General features: G+C 54.1%; 16 protein-coding genes and 1 pseudogene. 12 read left to right on the top strand and 5 right to left on the bottom strand.

Annotation, left to right across the window (positions count from 1 at the left end):
- Nucleotides 1-73: 73 nt before the first annotated feature.
- From GVK32_RS20040 to GVK32_RS19995, 10 genes and pseudogenes are all read left to right on the top strand, one after another.
- Nucleotides 74-994, top strand: a complete 921-nt coding sequence (locus GVK32_RS20040; protein ID WP_159873943.1) for a LysR family transcriptional regulator — start codon at nt 74-76, stop codon at nt 992-994.
- Between the two features lie 193 nt (nt 995-1,187).
- Entirely contained in the window at nt 1,188-2,375 is a 1,188-nt protein-coding gene (locus GVK32_RS20035) for a CaiB/BaiF CoA-transferase family protein (protein WP_159873941.1), read from the top strand.
- The gene (locus GVK32_RS20030) at nt 2,372-3,355 is read left to right on the top strand and encodes a hydroxymethylglutaryl-CoA lyase (protein ID WP_159873939.1); all 984 of its coding nucleotides are present in this window, start codon (nt 2,372-2,374) and stop codon (nt 3,353-3,355) included. The genes GVK32_RS20035 and GVK32_RS20030 overlap by 4 nt, the downstream gene beginning before the upstream one ends.
- A complete protein-coding gene (locus GVK32_RS20025; protein ID WP_159873937.1) occupies nt 3,352-3,750 on the top strand; it encodes a VOC family protein in 399 nt (132 codons plus the stop codon). The genes GVK32_RS20030 and GVK32_RS20025 overlap by 4 nt, the downstream gene beginning before the upstream one ends.
- Nucleotides 3,747-4,688 carry a D-2-hydroxyacid dehydrogenase gene (locus tag GVK32_RS20020; RefSeq protein ID WP_159873935.1) on the top strand — a complete coding sequence of 314 codons (942 nt, stop codon included), beginning with the start codon at nt 3,747-3,749 and terminating at the stop codon, nt 4,686-4,688. The genes GVK32_RS20025 and GVK32_RS20020 overlap by 4 nt, the downstream gene beginning before the upstream one ends.
- A 69-nt stretch (nt 4,689-4,757) precedes the next feature.
- Nucleotides 4,758-6,116: a C4-dicarboxylate transporter DctA gene (dctA, locus tag GVK32_RS20015; protein ID WP_159873933.1), complete on the top strand. Its 1,359-nt coding sequence runs from the start codon at nt 4,758-4,760 to the stop codon at nt 6,114-6,116.
- 121 nt (nt 6,117-6,237) lie between these two features.
- Nucleotides 6,238-7,357 (top strand): annotated as a pseudogene (locus GVK32_RS20010) (IS3 family transposase).
- A gap of 354 nt (nt 7,358-7,711) precedes the next feature.
- Nucleotides 7,712-8,626, top strand: coding sequence for a transcriptional regulator (locus GVK32_RS20005; protein WP_159873931.1), 915 nt, complete (start codon nt 7,712-7,714; stop codon nt 8,624-8,626).
- Nucleotides 8,626-9,099, top strand: a complete 474-nt coding sequence (locus GVK32_RS20000; protein WP_159873929.1) for a hypothetical protein — start codon at nt 8,626-8,628, stop codon at nt 9,097-9,099. The genes GVK32_RS20005 and GVK32_RS20000 overlap by 1 nt, the downstream gene beginning before the upstream one ends.
- A 423-nt stretch (nt 9,100-9,522) precedes the next feature.
- Entirely contained in the window at nt 9,523-9,822 is a 300-nt protein-coding gene (locus GVK32_RS19995) for a hypothetical protein (RefSeq protein ID WP_159873927.1), read from the top strand.
- 65 nt (nt 9,823-9,887) lie between these two features.
- On the opposite strand, the gene GVK32_RS19990 is transcribed toward GVK32_RS19995, so the two are convergent.
- The 4 genes from GVK32_RS19990 to GVK32_RS19975 are packed head-to-tail and all read right to left on the bottom strand — an operon-like array spanning nt 9,888 to nt 16,123.
- A complete protein-coding gene (locus GVK32_RS19990) occupies nt 9,888-13,040 on the bottom strand; it encodes a CusA/CzcA family heavy metal efflux RND transporter (RefSeq protein WP_159873925.1) in 3,153 nt (1,050 codons plus the stop codon).
- An 11-nt stretch (nt 13,041-13,051) separates the two neighbouring features.
- Entirely contained in the window at nt 13,052-14,335 is a 1,284-nt protein-coding gene (locus GVK32_RS19985) for an efflux RND transporter periplasmic adaptor subunit (protein ID WP_159873923.1), read from the bottom strand.
- Nucleotides 14,336-14,360: 25 nt separating this feature from the next.
- Nucleotides 14,361-14,708, bottom strand: a complete 348-nt coding sequence (gene cusF / locus GVK32_RS19980; RefSeq protein WP_159873921.1) for a cation efflux system protein CusF — start codon at nt 14,706-14,708, stop codon at nt 14,361-14,363.
- 29 nt (nt 14,709-14,737) lie between these two features.
- Nucleotides 14,738-16,123, bottom strand: coding sequence for a Cu(I)/Ag(I) efflux RND transporter outer membrane protein (locus GVK32_RS19975; RefSeq protein ID WP_159873919.1), 1,386 nt, complete (start codon nt 16,121-16,123; stop codon nt 14,738-14,740).
- Nucleotides 16,124-16,294: 171 nt separating this feature from the next.
- On the opposite strand from GVK32_RS19975, the gene GVK32_RS19970 reads away from it, so the two are divergent.
- Nucleotides 16,295-16,978, top strand: a complete 684-nt coding sequence (locus tag GVK32_RS19970; RefSeq protein WP_045853224.1) for a copper/silver response regulator transcription factor — start codon at nt 16,295-16,297, stop codon at nt 16,976-16,978.
- Nucleotides 16,968-18,416 carry a Cu(+)/Ag(+) sensor histidine kinase gene (locus GVK32_RS19965; RefSeq protein WP_159873917.1) on the top strand — a complete coding sequence of 483 codons (1,449 nt, stop codon included), beginning with the start codon at nt 16,968-16,970 and terminating at the stop codon, nt 18,414-18,416. The genes GVK32_RS19970 and GVK32_RS19965 overlap by 11 nt, the downstream gene beginning before the upstream one ends.
- Before the next feature lie 62 nt (nt 18,417-18,478).
- On the opposite strand, the gene GVK32_RS19960 is transcribed toward GVK32_RS19965, so the two are convergent.
- Nucleotides 18,479-19,600, bottom strand: coding sequence for a cupin domain-containing protein (locus tag GVK32_RS19960; protein ID WP_159873915.1), 1,122 nt, complete (start codon nt 19,598-19,600; stop codon nt 18,479-18,481).
- Nucleotides 19,601-20,153: the final 553 nt, after the last annotated feature.

Here is a 20,153-nt window from a genome sequence, read left to right as displayed (position 1 = left end):
TTTACAGAGACGTATGAGACGCATTTCTTTCAGCCTAAAATTCACTTCGTCTCATAGCTAGAGAGAGTAATCAATGAACATCAGCCATTTTGACTTAAATACGTTGCGCATGTTCGTTACGGCGGCTGACTGCAGAAGCCTGACCAGAACGGCAGAAATCTCCAGCATTACACTTTCCGCGGTTAGCAAGCGTATCACCGAGCTTGAGCGTAATGTGAATTGTCAGCTGTTTATCAGGCAGCCCCGCGGACTTGAACTCACCACCGCTGGCTTAGGGCTTCTTCGACATGCCAGGGCTCTGCTGGACAGTGTCAATTCTATGGCCAGCGAGCTGAATGACTATGCGCGAGGCGCGATCGGTCATGTCCGCGTCGCTGCAAACGTTTCTGCTGTTATTCAGTTCCTGCCCGAAGATTTGGCAGCCTTCTTCCACTCAAATCCTGGTATCAACATATACCTTGAGGAGTCGCTGAGCGACGCGGTCATTGAGTCAGTTGACTCTGGTCGTGTGGATATCGGCATTTTCGCAGATAACGTTGATGCGACTGCGCTCAAGACCTTTCCGTGGCGTCAGGACAGGCTTGTTGTGTTAGTACCAACAGCTCATCCTCTCGCCTTGAATGACGAGATCTGGTTTAAAGATACACTTGCCTGGGATTATGTTGCGCTGAATCAGGGAAGTTCGCTACTCAGACGAATAACGGATACAGCCGTTAGCGCAGGTCGTTTACTGAAGATCAGCATTCAGGTCACCAGTTTTGATGCGGTGTGCCGAATGATCCAGGCCGGGCTGGGAATAGGTATTTTACCCTTAAAAGCCATCACGCCTGCTCTCCTTGGTTCATCGCTGAAAGCCATCACGCTGAAAGACGACTGGGCGCTACGAACGCTACGAATTGGAGTTAATGCCAAAAAAAGACCCCACCCTGAAGCCATTAAGCTTCTGGAGTTTTTGATGGGTGTCTCAGATTCAGCGTTTACTGAAGCGAACTAAGCTTTCCTCTTTTAGAAGTTATTAAAAACCCTATATTTTAAATTCTTTTAAAATCATAGCATTAATAAGAAAACAAAATAATCCTTCCCTTACCCTTTCCATTAAGGAAAGGGTAAGGGAAAAAATGTGAATTCCCATATTCCTTAAGCAGAGCCATGCTTTCTTACGTTACATAAATGTTAACGGAGGAAGCATGGCTTTACCACTTGAAGGGCTGCGCGTTATTGAAATGGGTCAGCTTATTGCCGGGCCGATGGCTGGCCGAATGTTGGCTGAATTTGGTGCTGATGTCATAAAGATAGAGCCGCCTGGCAAAGGCGACCCTTTACGTAAGTGGCGCATGCTGCATAGCGGAACGTCTGTCTGGTGGGCAGCACAGTCACGCAACAAACGCTCAGTCACGCTGGACCTGAGGCAGCCAGAAGGTCAGCAGATTGCCATATCACTTCTTAACTCGGCCGATGTACTGATCGAAAACTTTCGTCCAGGAACGCTGGAGAAATGGGGGCTCAGCTGGGAAACCCTGCATATGAATAATCCCGGGCTTATCGTTTTGAGTGTCTCAGGTTATGGACAAACGGGGCCTTATCGCGATCGGCCAGGCTTTGGTGTGATTGGCGAAGCGATGGGTGGCTTACGTCATCTTTCGGGCGAACCCGGCAGAACGCCGGTGCGCGTCGGCGTGTCAATCGGTGATTCCCTTTCTGCGCTACATGGCGTCATTGGCGTATTACTAGCCCTTCGAAGCCGGGAAGCTACCGGCCAGGGGCAGCAGATAGATGTGGCGTTGTATGAATCCGTATTTAACATGATGGAAAGCCTCATCCCTGAATACTCAGTTTTTGATCATATCCGTCAGCCCGCAGGCAGCAGCCTACCCGGTATTGCTCCTACAAATGCTTACAGATGTAAAGACGGAAAATATGCGCTTGTGGCCGGAAATGGCGACTCTATCTTTCAGCGTCTGATGCAGATCATTGAACGTCCTGATCTGGCCGCCGATCCGGCACTGGCACACAATGACGGGCGTGTGAAGCAGGTCATTTTGTTAGATGCGGCGATTGAAGAATGGACCCGTCAGCGCAACCTGAATGAAGTGCTGGCCTCATTGAATGAGGGCGGCATTCCGGCCGGAAAAATCTACGATGCATCTGACATCGCTAACGATCCTCACTATAAAGCTCGCGATATGCTTTTACCCGCGCATTTACCTGACGGCACGCCAGTTATTCTGCCCGGCATCGTCCCTAAACTACTGTCTACTCCCGGCAGGGTCAGGCATGAGGCACCTGAACTGGGTCAGCACACGGGAGAAGTGTTGTCTGAACTGGGTATTAATGCAAATCAAATCATAACATTGAAGGCAAAGGGGATCGTATGACTGTCCAGTTACACTCCGGATCCAGACGCATTTTCATGCAGGAAGTCTGTCCACGGGATGGATTACAGAATGAGGCCATCTTTGTAGAAACGCAGGACAAGATTGCGTTAATCGATCGCCTCAGCATGTGCGGCTTCGCTAAGGTAGAGGTAACTTCATTTACTTCTCCTAAAGCTATACCTGCGTTGAGAGATGCTGAAGCAGTAATGCAAGGGATACGCCGTGAAACCGGTGTCGAATACAGCGTGCTGGTGCCGAACCTGCGCGGTGCTGAACGTGCCATGGCCTGCCGGATTGATGAAGCTAACCTGGTCATGTCCGCGAGCGAAAGTCATAATAATACGAATTTGCGTATGAGCAGAGAAGCCTCTTTTTCGCAGCTAAGTCTGGTGATTCAAGAACTGAGGAACACGCCTGTTGCGATTAACCTTTCTTTGTCAGCAGCTTTTGGTTGTCCGTTTGAAGGCGACGTTTCGCAAAATACGGTCCTGAATTTTGTTGACCGCTTCGCCAGCCTGGGCGTCCGCGGCGTGACGTTATGTGATACCACAGGAATGGCCTTTCCGACCCAGGTCGCCTCTCTGTGTCGAGTAGTAAAACAGCATTTCCCGCATTTAGAGATCACCCTTCACTTCCACGACACCCGTGGGCTCGCGCTGGCTAATACCGCAGCCGCGCTATCTGAAGGCATTGATCGGTTTGATTCGTCAGCAGGTGGTCTCGGTGGTTGCCCCTACGCCCCGGGTGCAAGCGGTAACGTCTGTACAGAAGATATGGTGCATATGCTTGAGCTGATGGGTTATCAAACCAACGTGGATTTGTCCGCTCTCCTCGGGATATCACGTGAGCTTGAGCCTCTCATTGGTCATAAAGTGCATGGCGCAATTGTAAACGCTGGCCAGCGCTCTGACTTACACCAGATGCCAACGTCACTGGAACAAAATTTTAAGAGCTGCAATAAAACAGTGAGTCCGACATGATTGATCATATTGACCATATTGTACTCACCACCCGGGATATTAAAGCCTGCACTGATTTTTATACGCGCATACTGGGTATGAAACTGATGCAGTTTGGTGATAACAGAATTGCTTTCACGTTCGGTCAGCAAAAAATAAATATCCATGAATACGGCAAAGAAATAGAACCAAAAGCGCATATCCCTATGCCAGGTTCACTCGATATCTGCCTGATAAGTTCTTATTCGGTTGATAAAATAAAGGCGCATTTGGAGCAATGCGGTGTGGTGATTATTGAGGGTCCGGTAACCCGTACGGGTGCATGTGGTCCTATTACTTCATTTTACCTACGTGATCCTGACCTTAATCTTATTGAGATATCACAGTATCAAAAGCAGTCACCGGAGGCGATATGAAAATTGTGACGTTGGATGCGGGGACATTGCCCGTGCAGTTAGAAAAACCTGAAAGCTGTGATAACTGGATTTATCGGGAAAGTACGCGCGAAGAGGATATTGTGTCCGTGCTGGATAATGCCGAAATCGTTATAACCAACAAAGTTCCGTTGCGTAAAGGCACTCTGGAAAAATTACCTTCTCTTCGCTTTATCTGTGTTGCTGCCACAGGCTATGACTGTATCGATACAGACTATTGCAGGGAGCGCGGGATAGTGGTCAGTAATGTTCCTGGTTATTCGACACGTAGCGTCTCAGAAAGCGTGATTGCCTCTGTCTTTGCCCTGAGGCGCAACCTTATTGAATACTGCTGCGCGTCACATACCGAGTGGAGCTCATCCTTGCATTTTTGCCTGCATAAATCGCCCATCGGTGACATTCAGGAGGCAACTTTGGGCATTATCGGGCGCGGAGATATTGGCTGTGCTGTTGCCCGTCTCGCCAGATTACTCGGTATGAACGTATTGTTTGCAGAACGTCCCGGGCAAAGCAATGTGCGTGAGGGTTACGCACTTTTTGAGGACGTCATTTCGCAAAGCGATATCCTGACTTTACATTGCCCTCTCACTCCTGAAACGTATCAGATCATCAATCGCGATGTACTGATACGGATGAAACCCAGTGCGTTGCTTATAAACACGGCAAGAGGTGCTCTCATTAATGAAAATGATCTGGCCGATGCGCTCACCAGAGGAGAAATAGCTGGAGCAGCACTAGATGTCCTGACTAAAGAACCGCCTTCTCCTGAAAATAAACTTTTCCAGATTCCGCATAAAAACCTGCTCATTACCCCTCATGTTGCCTGGGCGAGCCAGACAAGTGTCAATAACCTGGTGAAAGGCATTAATTATAATCTTGCTGGCTTTTTTGGTGGCGTAATAAAAAACCGAGTTGTCTGATAAAAAATGGCGCGCTATGACACGCCTTTTAATACCCTACAAATGCACTATCTCAACCGAGGAAATATTATGTCTCAGAACATCGCTACCTCGAATAATAATAAGAAGTGGTATAAGCATCTTTATATACAAGTCATTATTGCAATTGCTATCGGTATAGGAATTGGTCATTTTTATCCCGGCATCGGCGTAGATTTAAAACCACTAGGGGATACGTTTATAAAGCTTATCCGGCTTCTTATCGCGCCCATTATTTTTTGCACTATAGTCAGTGGCATTGCCAGCATGAAAAGCCTGAAGAGTGTCGGTCAGGTAGGCTGGAAATCGCTGGTCTATTTTGAGGTGCTGACTACGCTTGCGCTCATTATAGGGTTAATCGGAGTCAACCTGATGGAGCCTGGTAAAGGAATGCATATCGATCCTGCATCGCTGGATGGCGGGGCAATCGCTTCCTACACCCAAGCGGCGCATGAACAATCCGTAACTGGCTTTCTGACCCATATTATCCCTGAAACTGTCTTCGGTGCATTTGCTGAAGGAAATATTCTTCAGGTCCTTTTTATCTCGATCCTGTTTGCTTTTGGTCTTCAGTTATTAGGGGATTTGGGTAAGTCACTGCTTAACACCATTGATTTAATTGCTAAAACATTTTTCAACATGCTCAAGATTGTGATGTATTTTGCCCCATTAGGTGCTATGGGTGCCATGGCGTTTACCATCGGTAAGTATGGCGTGGCATCGCTCTCTTCATACGGTGCCTTGCTGGTGTGCTATTACCTGACCGGCCTATTCTTTGTCTTTGTGGTGCTTAACGTGGTGGCTAAGCTGTGCGGGTTCAGTCTGTGGCGTTTTCTGCGTTATATCCGCGAGGAATTGGCGATTGTACTGGGGACCTCATCATCAGAATCAGCTTTGCCTCGACTGATGACGAAGCTGGAAAAACTCGGTTGCGATAAACCTGTTGTGGGTCTGGTCGTTCCTTCTGGCTACTGCTTCAACCTGGATGGTAGTTGCATCAACATGACGGTACTGGTCGTGTTCATCGCTCAGGCGCTGGATATTCACCTGTCAATACCGCATCAGATTTCCCTGCTGGTCATTCTTTTACTGACCTCGAAAGGGGCGGCAAGTGTCAGTGGTGGCGCATTTATAACACTTGCCGCTACGCTGGGATCGATGCATAGCGTTCCTGCTGCGGGCCTGGTACTGGTGCTTGGCGTGTATCGCTTTATTTCAGAAGGAGGTGCGTTGATTAATGTTATTGGCAACGGGGTTGCCACTCTGGTGATTTCCCGCTGGAACGGGTCACTGGATATAGAGAAACTGAACAGCGAGTTGGGAAACTTTGATGTGAAACAGTCTCTTCCATCAGGTTACGTACCCTCAGGGACTGCACCAAAGTATTCTAAGGAAGAGCACTTATCGTGATTAACTAAACAGAGGTCTAGATTCTGGCCTCTGTTTATAAACAGCCCTATCGACCTGCTCCCCGTTGATTAGTACACCCCGATGTTAGTAATGTCTTTATAAGCCACATGAGGACATCCCCATGAAGAAGCGTTTTTCCGACCAACAGATCATCAGTATTCTCCGCGAGGCTGAAGCCGGGATTTCTGCCCGCGAACTCTGCCGCAAGCATGCCATTTCCGACGCCACGTTTACACCTGGCGTAAGAAGTATGGCGGCATGGCGGTGCCTGAGGTTAAGCGCCTGAAGTCGCTTGAGGAAGAGAACGCCAGACTCAAGAAGCTGCTTGCCGGAGCCATGCTGGATAAGGAGGCGCTTCAGGTGGCTCTTGGGCGAAAGTACTGACGACAGACCAGAAGCGCGAAGCCGTGGTGTTGATGTGTGATGCGACCGGTCTGTCGCAACGTCGTGCCTGTAGACTCACAGGTTTGTCCCTGTCGACCTGCCGCTATGACGCTCAGCGTCCAGCTGCTGATGCCCATTTATCAGGGCGCATCACTGAGCTGGCACTGGAGCGCAGGCGTTTTGGCTACCGCCGCATATGGCAGTTACTGCGCCGTGAAGGGCTTCATGTTAATCACAAGCGCGTGTACCGCCTTTATCATCTGAACGGGCTGGGCGTTAAACGCAGACGACGTCGTAAAGGGCTGGCAACAGAACGTCTGCCGCTGCTACGCCCGGCGGCGCCCAATATGACCTGGTCGATGGATTTCGTCATGGATGCGCTGGCTACCGGTCGCAGGATCAAGTGCCTTACCTGCGTCGATGGCTTCACAAAGGAATGCCTGACTGTCACTGTTGCCTTTGGGATTTCAGGTGTGCAGGTCACGTGTATTCTGGACAGCATTGCGCTGTTTCGCAGCTATCCGGCTACGATAAGAACCGATCAGGGCCCGGAATTTACCTGCCGCGCGCTCGATCAATGGGCCTTTGAGCATGGCGTGGAGCTGCGACTTACCCAGCCCGGCAAGCCGACACAGAACGGATTTATTGAGAGTTTTCACGGACGCTTTCGCGATGAATGCCTGAATGAACACTGGTTCAGTGACGTCAGTCATGCCAGGAAAACCATCAGCGAATGGCGTCAGGATTATAACGAGTGCCGCCCGCACTCCACGCTGAATTATCAGACGCCGTCTGAATTTGCGGCGGGCTGGAGAAAGGGTAATTCTGAGAATGAAGGATCCGCCATGACTAACTGAGCGTTGTATCTAATCCCGGGGGGAGGTCAATACCAGTTGCCAGGAACGGTGATTAATAAACTAGTCATTCTGGTAACCTTTTAAAAACCTTTAGGAAGGCATTAGCATCTATAATTATTTACACCAATGCTAACCTGGAAACAAGTTGATAGTCTGTCTATGGATATTGCTGAAATAAATAGATATCCCTCGCATTTTGCGTATTGCGATATGGATTTTCTCCACCGGAACATAGTTAAATTCCGTTTGTTAATCTTTATTTGATTGGTTAATATTTGCGCGAAAAAATTTCTTCATTCGCCGAATATCTAACTCACTGATTTCAAAGACACTGGTAGCTAAGGGTGTAGTAATATGGATCGCTCAGATAACATCCAAAGCTTTATTATTGGGGAGAGGGCGGCGTTCGTCCCTTCCCGGCGGGTGATTGTTGATAAGCTAAATGCAAAAGAAATTAAGCTACATCTTCCTGCGAGCTGCTGTCTGGAAAAGTTACTCCGTCACCAGGGAGAGATTGTTTCTCAGGAAGAGCTGATCCTCTGCGGATGGGGGAGCAAGCGCAATGCCGGCGTGAGCCATAACACTTATTACCAGTGTATTTTACACCTCCGAAAATCCCTTGCGGTTTTAGGGTTTTCAGACGTTATTGATACGGTGCCAAGGCACGGGTTGAGGTTTAATAATAGCGTAAAAGTAGCATATCTGTATCCGGATGAAGATATTGATCTACAAATTGACAACAGTGTAAAAACCGACGTTGACGGCAAAGAGGCCCTGGCTCCGAATAATATCGCGGATGAAATTCCTGCCCTGGCAGAGGTTGATGATACTCTGGCGGTGTTTAATAGCACGCCCGAGGTATTACACGATCCAGTGGTAGATGAAATCAAGCCAGCAGATAGTTCGGTAAATAGTGATGGCAATAACAGAAGTAAATGGTTAAGAAATGTAGGGATAGTTGTCATTGTGGCGATGGCTTTACTGAGTATTTTTAATCATCACTATAGCGCCGGCGGTGATGCTTTTGCTGACTATGTCAAAATCTCTTCCGATGGCTGTACTCTATTTTCAGCCGGCCGCAATTATTCACCCGCTGAAATTAAGGGAATCCTCAGCGCCCTGGGGTTATCCTGTGTGAATAAAGAAGTGGTTTATTTTACTGCATCGCCAATGAATACACGATTAAACTTAATGTATTGCCCCGTATACGATAAAAAAAATCAAAACTGCCGCTCGCTGACGGTAATGAAGAACATGAAGGTAAAGTAATGCGAACAAAGATACACTACCTGGCTGTTTTACTGATAGCGACTGTATTTGCGGCGGTCTATTTTTTCACTACGGATGATTCAAATAATAAAATTGTATGCCAGAGTCGTCATACCTTACTGCATGATGGTTTTCGTCTGGACTCAAATTTTGGTTTCACCCTGGGTAATGATAAAGGCGAACTCACGGTGCATGCCATCGCCGCTGAGAATGGCGTGCAGTCGCAGGTTGGCAGGGTCATTAATTTTACATACGTGAAAAATAATGATGTTTACATACTTAAAAATCAGTATGTCGAGTACCTGAGTACCGATAACAGCAAAGGCAGCAATGTGGATTTTCATTTTCCTGCATTCTTTTATGAAGCAGGAAAAGAGCTTGCGCTGAAGATTGAGTACGATAAGTATAACAATCCTGTCATCTACTTACATAATATGCCGATGTTCTACTGTAAGAAATATAATCACGGTTAAATCATCCGGCAGGAATCTGCCTGTTATGGCCGGTTACGCAAAGAGCGCCATGGCCTGAAAGGACGATGATGGCCTTAGAGAATTTTTTGCTTATGGCATACGTAGGCTGGCAAGGTTGATAATATAAATAAATAGCTGTTCTGTTGCTCAAGTATTTTCACGTAAATATCTTTTTTGGGATAAACGAAAAACAAAGATTTATATTTCTCTGGACCTGCAGGCAAACGATTTTATTCCGTTCTATACTCTAAATAATTCAAGTTGCAGGACGGCGGCAAGGGAGTGAATCCCGATGAGCTTACACCAGTAAGTGATTCGGGTGAGCGAACGTAGCCAACACACATGCAACTTGAAGTATGACGAGTATATACCGTCAATTTTGCCAATATCGACAGCGGCGGAAGTAACTACAATAAATTTAACGTGCCGGCGTGGAAACTCTCCGCCTTCAGCGATTTTTATTCGCTGGTTATGATCGGCGACGATGGCGATATTCCGTGCGGGGCCATCATTAAAGCGCTGCCGGAGCTTGAAGCCAGCCGGATTAAGGCGATCGGTGAATTATTATTAAATAATAACCCGCTGCTGGCTCTCTACCGGCAGCGAGCGCTGACCTTTGAGTATCAAAAGATCGATCCCCAGGTGAGAGAAGAGGAGATGGAGGAGCTGCTGCGGGCGCATATTCAGCATCGAACCACGAAGATGTCGCCATCAACGTGCTAGCTCCTCCTGGCAGAGTGCGCGAGGGCGCGCGGGGCGGATAGCGATCCGGCCCGCACGCCGCTCGGTTATGCCCGCTGCGCCGGGCGCCGGTGCCGGTACAGCCACATCAGCTTATAGGCTGCCGGAATGATAAACAGCGACAGCAGCGGGGCGGTGATCATTCCGCCAATCATCGGCGCGGCGATGCGGCTCATCACCTCCGAACCGGCGCCGGTACCCCATAAAATCGGCAGCAGGCCAGCGATAATCACCGCCACGGTCATCGCCTTTGGCCGTACGCGCAGCACCGCGCCGCGGTACAGCGCTTCGTCAAGCTTATCAGCGCTGAAGGTTTCCGCGTTCTCCAGCGACGGCTCCGCTTCAATGGCGTGGCGCAGGTACATCAGCATCACTACGCCAAACTCCGCCGCCACCCCGGCAAGGGCGATAAAGCCGGTACCGGTCGCCACCGACAGATGGAACCCCATCCAGTAGAGGAACCAGATGCCGCCGACCAGCGCGAACGGCACGCTGGCGACGATCAGCAGCGCTTCGCCAAAGCGACGGAAGGCCAGGTACAGCAGGACGAAAATGATCATCAGCGTCATGGGGACCATCAGCTTCAGCTTCTGGTTGGCGCGTTCGAGCAGCTCAAACTGGCCGGAGTAGGAGACGCTGGTCCCCGGCTTCAGCTTCACGCCCTGGGCGATGGCCTGCTGCAGATCGTGCACCACCGACACCATGTCGCGATCCCTGGCGTCGATATAGATCCAGCTGGTCGGGCGGGCGTTCTCGGTTTTCAGCATCGACGGGCCGGTTACCACCTTGACCTCCGCCACGTCGCCGAGGACGATTTGCTGCTTCAGCGGAGTGAGGATCGGTAGCTGGCGCAGGGCCTCCGGGCTGTCGCGGTAGCTTTGCGGGTAGCGGATGTTGATCGGGTAGCGCTCGACGCCTTCTACCGTTTCGCCCACCATCGCGCCGCCGATGGCCGAGGAGACGAACAGCTGCACGTCGCCGACGCTCATGCCGTAGCGGGCGGCCTGCTCGCGGTTGATATCGATGTTGAGATAGCGCCCGCCGACCAGCCGCTCCGCCAGCGCCGAGGTGACGCCCGGCACGGTACGCGCCACCGCTTCAATCTGCTCGGCGCTCTCGTCGATATCGGCGAGGTTAGTGCCGGAGACCTTAATGCCGATCGGGCTCTTGATCCCGGTGGAGAGCATATCGATCCGGTTGCGGATCGGCGGCACCCACAGGTTGGCGAGTCCCGGCAGGCGCACGGCTTTATCCAGCTCCTCGACGATCTTCTCCATGGTCATCCCCGGGCGCCACTGATTCTGCGGCTTGAGCTGAATGGTGGTCTCGACCATCTCCAGCGGCGCGGAATCGGTGGCGGTCTCGGCCTTACCGGTCTTGCCGAACACGCGGGCCACTTCCGGCACCGTCATGATCAGCTTATCGGTCTTCTGCAGCATATCCGCCGCCTGCGAGGCGGAAATTCCCGGCAGGGTTGACGGCATATACAGCAGATCGCCTTCGTTGATCTGCGGCAGGAACTCGCCGCCCACCCGGCTTAGCGGCCAGATGACCGTCAGGATCGTTAGCGCCGCGACCAGCAGGGTCGCTTTCGGCCAGCGCAGCACCTTCAGCAGCAGCGGGTGATAAATGCGGATCAGGAAACGGTTGAGCGGGTTGCTGCTTTCCGCCGGGATCTTGCCGCGGATCCAGAATCCCATCAGGATCGGGATCGCCACGATCGCCAGCAGCGCCGCCCCGGCCATCGACCAGGTTTTGGTAAACGCCAGCGGGCCGAACAGCTTACCTTCCTGCCCTTCGAGGGTGAAAATCGGGATAAACGACAGAGTGATAATCAGCAGGCTGATAAACAGCGCCGGGCCGACCTCCACCGAAGCGTCGGTGATGATTTTCCAGCGCGTGTCGTTATCGGGCCGCTCTCCGGGATGCTGGTGATCCCACTCCTCCAGCCGCTTGTGGGCGTTTTCTATCATCACGATGGCGGCATCGACCATTGCCCCCACCGCAATCGCAATTCCGCCCAGCGACATGATGTTGGCGTTCAACCCCTGGAAATGCATCATGATAAAGGCGAAGCACAGGCCGAGCGGGAGAGAGATAATGGCGACCAGCGCCGAACGTAGGTGCCACAGGAACAGTGCGCAGACCAGCGCGACGACGATAAACTCCTCCAGTAGCTTCATGCTGAGGTTATCGATGGCCCGGTCGATCAGCTGGCTGCGGTCATAGGTAGTGACCACTTCAACCCCTTCCGGCAGGCTGCTCTGCAGGGACGCCAGTTTAGCCCTTACGGCCGAAATCACTTCGCGGGCGTTCTTGCCGGAGCGCAGGATCACCACGCCGCCGGCCACTTCGCCTTCGCCGTTCAGTTCGGCGATGCCGCGGCGCATTTCCGGGCCGATCTGCACCCTGGCGACGTCGCGCAGATAGACCGGCACGCCGCTGTCGCCGGTTGCCAGCACGATGTTGTTAAAGTCGTCGAGGCTTTGCAGATAGCCGCTGGCGCGCACCATATATTCGGCTTCCGCCAGCTCGACGGAAGAGCCGCCGGCCTCCTGGTTGGAGGCCTCCAGCGCCGATTTCACCGCCGCCAGGGTAATGCCGTACTGGGTCAGCTTCAGCGGGTCGACCACGACCTGATACTCTTTGACCACGCCGCCCACCGAGGCCACTTCCGAAACGTCCGAAATCGTTTTTAGCTCATATTTTAAAAACCAGTCCTGCAGCGAGCGCAGCTCCGCGAGGTCGTGCCTGCCGCTGCGGTCGACCAGCGCGTACTCGTAGATCCAGCCGACGCCGGTGGCATCCGGGCCCATTTCGGCGCTGACGCCAGCCGGAAGCTTGCCCTGTACCTGGTTGAGGTACTCCAGCACCCGCGAGCGCGCCCAGTAAGGATCGGTGCCGTCGGCAAAAATCACGTAGACGTAGGAGGCGCCGAACTGCGAGAAGCCGCGCACCGTTTTGGCTCCCGGTACCGAGAGCATGGTGGTGGTCAGCGGCCAGGTGACCTGGTTTTCGACGATTTGCGGTGCCTGGCCGGGGTAGCTGGTCTTGACGATCACCTGAACGTCAGAGAGATCCGGCAGGGCATCCACCGGCGTATGGACGATGGTCCACGTCCCCCAGATGCTGAGGAACAGCGCCCCCATCATCACCAGAAAGCGGTTGGCCACCGAGCGACGGATAATCCATTCAATCATTTGTCATCTCCTCAGTGCGCATGCGCCGCGCTATTCGGCACGTTCGGCGTCGTGGCGGTCGGCCGGGCGCGCATCCGATCCAGCGCGCCGGAGATATTGGCCTCGGAATCAATCAGGAACAGACCGCTGGCGACCACCTTCTCTCCTTCGTGAATGCCGGAGCGGATCGCCGTCATATCGCCGGACTGCTGGAAGACCGCGACCCGTTTCGGCACGAAGCGGCCGTCGCCGTCCACGGTGATAACCCGCTGCTCCGTGCCGCTGTCGATCAGCGCTTTCGACGGGATCAGCAGCATCGGCTGACTCTGCGCGTTCAGCTTCAGCCAGGCGGTCATTCCCGGCTTCAGCGCCTCGTCCGGATTATCGACCTGCAGACGCAGCTGCAGCGTGCGGGTAGCCGCATCCACGCCGGGCAGCATGCTCCATTTGCTGATGGTGAAGGCTTTGTCCGGCCATGCTGGAACGGAAAGGACAAACTGCGAGGCGTCTTTAATCAGCCAGGCGATGGATTCCGGCACCGAGGCGCTAATCCACACCGGGTCCATGCCCTGAATTTTAGCCACCACGTTATCTTTGGCGATGTTCATGCCGGTGCGAAGATCAAAGGCGGTAATCACGCCGTCAATCGGCGCTTTAAGGGTGAAGCGGGTCTGAATTTTGCGCGTCGCCTTCAGGCGGCGGATATCCTCATCCGGCATGCCGGCGAGGCGCAGCCGCTCGAGGATCCCCTCCACCTGGGTGGCGGTGCCGCCGGTTTCCTGCAGCAGCAGATATTCGCTCTGCGCCTCGACCCAGTCGGGAATGGTCAGGTCGATAAGCGGGGTGCCTTTCTTTATCTTATCCCCGACGGTCAGCGGGTAGACCCTGTCGATAAAGCCCGCCGAGCGCGCCTGGACGATGACAAACTGGTATTCGTTATAGCTGACGTTGGCCGGGAAGGTTCGGGCGTAGCTTAGCGGGCCGCGAACGACGGCGGCGGTTTTAACGCCCAGATTCTGGGTCTGCGTCGGGTCGATGCGTACGCCCGGCGCGGCTGAGGGCGGCGCCTCTTCATCGGCGTATTTGGCCACCAGGTCCATATCCATAAACGGCGATTTCCCCGGCTTATCAAACCGCGTATTGGGGTACATCGGGTCATACCAGAACAGGACTTTACGCGCCTGTCCGGCGGCAGGCTCCGCGTCGCCCTCAGGATGAGCGGGCGAAAGCCCGATATAGAGGCCCGCCGCAATCATGCCCCCAAGAGACATACTGCTGATAATGAGCGCAGCGGTTTTAAGTTTTAGAGAGACCATCGTAATGCGCTCCGTGAACACCTTATTAGTTAACGTGGATATCCTGTAATAAGGAGAGGTTGCCCTGCTGAATAAAGGTGAAGGCGACCTTATCGCCGGGCTTAACCGCGTTAAGCTGGGTTTGCGGAGTGATGGTGAAGCGCATGGTCATCGGCGGCCAGTTCACCGCCGGGATGGCGTCATGGTTGATGGTGACTTTTTTACCCTCCATATCAATGATTTTGACTTCGCCGGTGGCGCTGATGGCCTGCGCCTGCCCGGCGGCGGGCGCGGCGGGCATCATTTCGCCATGCTGGTGTCCGGCGGCCTGGGCGCCGGAGGCCACGGCGGACAGAAGAAGACCAAAAATGACCGTTTTTGCGACATGATTCATGATTAACACTCCTGATATTCAATAATGGGTTATTCCAGCCAGCCGCCGCCGAGGGCGGTAAAGAGCTGAATTTCGTTCACCTGGCGGGCGTAGTTGAGATCCAGCAGGGTCTGCTGCGTGGCGAACAGCGAACGTTCGGCGTCCAGCACTTCGATATAGCTGACCGCGCCGTGCTGATAGAGCGTTCCGGCGCGCTGGCGGGTGATTTGCAGGGAGGCGAGATAGCGCTGCTGGGCGCTGATTTGATCCGCCAGGCTCTGGCGCAGGGCCAGGGCGTCGGCCACCTCTTTAAAGGCGTTCTGGATTTTCTGTTCGTAATTCACCACCGACTGCTGCTGGCGGATTTCGGAGACGTCGAGGTTGGCCTGATTTCGCCCGGCGTTGAATATCGGCAGCTCGATTTTAGGGATGAAGTTCCACATCCCGCTGGCCGGATTAAACAGGCTGGAGAGGTCGGCGCTGCTGCCGGAAAGCGAACTGGTTAGCGTAATCGACGGGAAGAAGGCCGCCCGCGCGGCGCCGATATTGGCGTTCGCCGCCCGCAGCCCGTGCTCGGCCTCTAAAATATCGGGGCGCTGGAGCAGGATCTGCGAGGAGAGGGCGGGCGGCAGCCTGACGCTGTGAAGATCCGCCGCGCCGTCGGCCGCATCGTCCGGCAGGCGCTGATAGCTGCCCAGCAGCAGCTGCAGGGCGTTGTTGGCCTGCGCCAGCTCGCCTTCCCGCCTGGCGATGTCGGCGCGGGTGCTTTCAATCACCCCGCGCGCCTGCTCCAGCGCCAGCACGCTGCTGCTGCCGGTCAGCAGCTGTTTCTCTACAAAAGCGTAGGACTGGCGGTAGTTTTTTAACGTCTCGCGGGCTACGGCGAGCTGCGCTGCGGCCAGTCGCTGGTTGAAGTAGCTTTGTGACACGTTCGAAATCAATAAGATGTGCACCGCGCGCTGGGCTTCCACGCTGGCGAAAAAGGTCTGCCGCTGCGCTTCGCTCATGTTTTTCAGGCGGCCGAAGAAGTCGAGATCGAAGCTGAGGTTCAGTCCGGCCTGATAGTCGCTGCTGGTGGTGGTATCGCCTTTAAGCTTCCCGCCGTAGGTGGTGCTGGTGGAGGCGTCGAGCTGCGGATAGCGGTCGGCATCGGTCACGCCGTACTGCGCCCGCGCCTCCTGCACTTTCAGGGTCGCCATGCGCAAGTCCCGGTTATTGACAAGGGCGGTGGCAATCAGCGCTTTAACCTGTGGGTCGGCGAAAAACGCGCGCCAGCCGGTCTCCTGATAGCCCGCAGGCGGCGCCACCAGTTTGTTCTGGCTGAGGGAGAACTGCTGCGGCACCGGCGAGGGCGGCTGGCGGTAGTCCGGGGCTAAGGAGAGACAGCCCGTCAGGATAAAAATAACGCTGAGCGAAATAAGCTTTAACTGGCGCATAGTGGCAGGTTTATCGGCTATCAGGGAATGCCCTGTACTTTACGCAACGGCGTCTGTTTGACGCGTGACGGGAAAATGACAAAGCTGTCATTTTCCTGAGAATTCATTGCTATCCGGTTGCGCTCCTCTAAAATTGAAAGCCCGCACAACCGGCGCGTGAAGGAGCAGGTGATGAAGATTTTGATCGTCGAAGATGAGATGAAAACCGGTGAGTACCTGACGAAAGGGCTGACGGAAGCCGGTTTTGTTGTCGATCTGGCGGATAACGGTCTGAACGGCTATCACCTGGCGATGACCAGCGATTATGACCTGCTGATCCTCGACATTATGCTGCCGGATGTGAACGGCTGGGATATCGTCAGAATGCTGCGATCTGCCGATAAAGGCATGCCGATCCTGCTGCTGACCGCGCTGGGGACCGTTGAGCATCGGGTGAAGGGGCTTGAGCTCGGGGCCGATGATTATCTGGTCAAGCCCTTTGCCTTTGCCGAGCTGCTGGCGCGGGTGAGGACGCTCCTGCGTCGCGGGGCGGCGACGATCGTTGAGAGCCAGTTCCAGGTGGCGGATTTAACGCTCGACCTGGTCAGCCGCAGGGTGACCCGCGCGGGCGCGCGCATCACATTGACCAGCAAAGAGTTTACGCTGCTGGAGTTCTTTATCCGCCATCAGGGGGAGGTGCTGCCCCGTTCGCTAATCGCCTCCCAGGTTTGGGATATGAATTTTGACAGCGACACCAACGCCATCGACGTGGCGGTGAAGCGGCTGCGGGGCAAAATCGATAATGACTTTGAACCTAAGCTTATCCAGACCGTGCGCGGCGTCGGCTACGTGCTCGAGGTGCCGGATGGTGATTAAGCTGCTGCGGCGGCCCTTTTCGCTGGCGACGCGGCTGACCTTTTTTATCAGCCTGGCGACGATAGTGGCCTTTTTCGCCTTCACCTGGATAATGATCCACTCGGTAAAGGCGCACTTTGAAGAGCGAGACGCCCACGACCTCAGGCAGCTAGCCACCACCCTTGAGACGGTGCTCAACCACGCCGACTATCCTCAGGCGCGGCGGCTGGAGATCTTAAAGAACGTGATCGATGGCTACGCCAACGTCTTTATTTGCCTCGATGACGGCAGCGGGCAGACCCTTTTCCAGTCACCGAACGGCCCGGATCTCAGCCATATTATGAGCACGCCGGGCATTGCCGCCAGGCTGCAGGATGGCAACGTTATCTCGTGGGTAGATCCGCATCCGCGGGCGTTAACCCATGATAACCACCAGATGCAGACCCGCTCCTGGCGGCTGATTATGCTGCCGCTTGGCCGCGCGGCGGACGGCAGGCCGGCCTACCGCCTGCTTATGGCTCTGTCGATCGATTTTCATCTCCACTATATTAACGAGCTGAAGGCGAGGCTGATTTCGGCGGCGACGATTATCAGCATCCTTATCTTCTTTATTGTGCTGTTCGTGGTCTATCACGGGCATAAGCCGATTCGCCGGGTCAGCCGACAGATTCAAAACATTACCTCCCGCGACCTCGACGTGCGCTTAAACCCGCAGTCGGTGCCGATTGAGCTGGAGCGGCTGGTGCTGTCGTTTAACCATATGCTGGAACGTATCGAGGATGTGTTTACCCGTCAGTCCAACTTTTCCGCGGATATTGCCCATGAGATCCGCACGCCGATAACCAACCTGGTGACCCAGACGGAGATCGCGCTCAGTCAGACCCGCAGTCAGAAAGAGCTGGAGGATGTGCTGTACTCCAATCTGGAAGAGTTCTCGCGGATGTCGCGGATGGTCAGCGATATGCTGTTTCTGGCGCAGGCCGACAACAATCAGCTGATCCCGGAGCTAAAAGCGCTGAATCTGGCCGATGAGGTCAGCAAGGTCTTCGATTTCTTTGAGGCCTGGGCTGAGGATCGAGAAGTGGCCCTGCACTTTAGCGGCAGCGCCTGCTGGGTGGTTGGCGACCCGCTGATGCTGCGCCGGGCGATGAGTAATTTGCTCTCTAACGCCATTCGCTATACGCCGGGCGGCCGGGCGGTCACCGTTCACCTGACGGAGGCCGATGCCCGGGTTCAGCTGATCGTTGAGAATCCGGGAGCGCCGATACCTGCAGAACATCTGTCGCGGCTTTTCGACCGCTTCTACCGCGTCGATCCCTCCCGCCAGCGTAAAGGCGAGGGGAGCGGCATTGGCCTGGCTATCGTTAAATCGATCGTCACGGCGCACCGCGGCAGCGTGGCGGTAGAGTCCGACGCGCGCTCAACCCGCTTTATTCTGACGCTGCCAAAACGGGCGTAATAAAAGCAGGTAATAAAAGCAGACCATAAAAAGAAGCCTGGCGGTGCCAGGCTTTGGGAGGCTTACTCTTCGAAGTACCAGTAACCCTGGTTGATAAGGCGCGTTAGCTCGGCGATAAAGTCCGGGTTATGCAGTCCCTTGCCCAGCTCATCTTTACTCAGCGAGGTGTAGCGGCACAGCGCGTCCAGCGCGTCGGCATCGGTGATTGCCAGCGCTTCGCTGTTCACAAAGAAGCTGTCGCCGATATGCAGGACGCGCAGGCCGCTCAGGCGGGCCAGCGTTTCGCCGCCGTTGAGGGCATCAACAATCTCTTCTTCTGTATAAGGCGGCTCGGCCGGCGCGATGTCCAGATCGTGACGCGGGGTGGTGGCAAAGCGGCCAAACCACTGGGTAAAGTCCTCCGGCTGGCTAATCATGTCGATCATCATCCCGCGCAGACGGTCGAGCTCATACTCTTCAACCCGGCCAGGATGTTCGCGACAGGTCAGGTCCGGATCGCTGTAGTGCTCGCCGCCAAGATCGTTTTCCAGCGCGTAGTCGGCAAAGCTGCTGATCAGGTCGCGACCATTCGGCCCGCGGAAGCCAACGGAGTAGTTGAGCGCCGTTTCGTGGGTGATGCCGTCGTGCGGGAATCCTGGTGGGATATAAAGGATATCGCCCGGTTCGAGATCTTCATCAATAATCGGTGGGAACGGATCGACGTGCAGCAGCGCCGGGTGCGGGCAGAACTGACGCATCGGCAGCTTGTCGCCCACGCGCCAGCGGCGGCTGCCCATACCCTGAATAATGAAGACATCATACTGGTCGATGTGCGGGCCAACGCCGCCGCCCGGGACCGAGAAGGAGATCATCAGGTCATCAAGGCGCCAGTCAGGCAGCACGCGGAACGGGCGAACCAGCTCGGCGGCAGGCATATGCCAGTGGTTGACCGCCTGCGCCAGCAGCGACCAGCCGGTTTCGCCCAGGCCATCAAAATGTTCGAACGGCCCGTTGCTGGCCTGCCACTGCTCGTTTACCAGGCTGACCAGCCGGCTGTCGACTTCCGGTTCCATGGCCAGACCCGCCAGCTCGTCCGGGGTGATCGGATCGACGAAGTTCGGGAAAGCATTCTTTAATACTACCGGCTGCTTTTGCCAGTACTTCTCTAAAAACTCGGGCCAGTTAATGTTCAGTTGATAAGCCATAGATTCACACCAGTAAGGAGAAACGGTCCTGATTATAGAAAGGTGTGAGCCGAGGACGCCTTGTCGTGAGTCAAAGCGGCTGCTTAATCCGCCGTTTATGGCTCCTCTACGCCAGCGGCTGCCGTCTGCGTGCGGGACGCCATACATTTTTTGAAAAAACCGCCTTGAGACGGAAATAGGCCGCAGGCCGCGCCAGTCCTGGATTTCAGCGGTATCAGCTATTCGTGAGATGGCTGGGAAAGTTCAAATAATGAGCGCTTGATAGGTTTTTTGTATTTTAAGGCTTGCCATACCAAAAGAACTCCCTATAATGCGCTCCCACTGACACGGAAAATGTGAACAACTTCACAGATTAAGCCGGTTCGGTTGAAGAGAAAAATCCTAAATTAAGGGTTGACTCTGAAAGAGGAAAGCGTAATATACGCCACCTCGCAACGGTGAGCGAAAGCCGCGTTGCACTGCTCTTTAACAATTTATCAGACAATCTGTGTGGGCACTCAAAGTGACATGGATTCTTAACGTCCTCGGACGAAAAATGAATACCAAGTCTCTG

This window comes from Klebsiella sp. 18074 (genome assembly GCF_902705905.1).
GTDB lineage: Bacteria > Pseudomonadota > Gammaproteobacteria > Enterobacterales > Enterobacteriaceae > Klebsiella > Klebsiella terrigena.
Note: the sequence above shows the minus strand (reverse complement) of the source record. Positions and strands in the feature narration are given on the sequence as shown.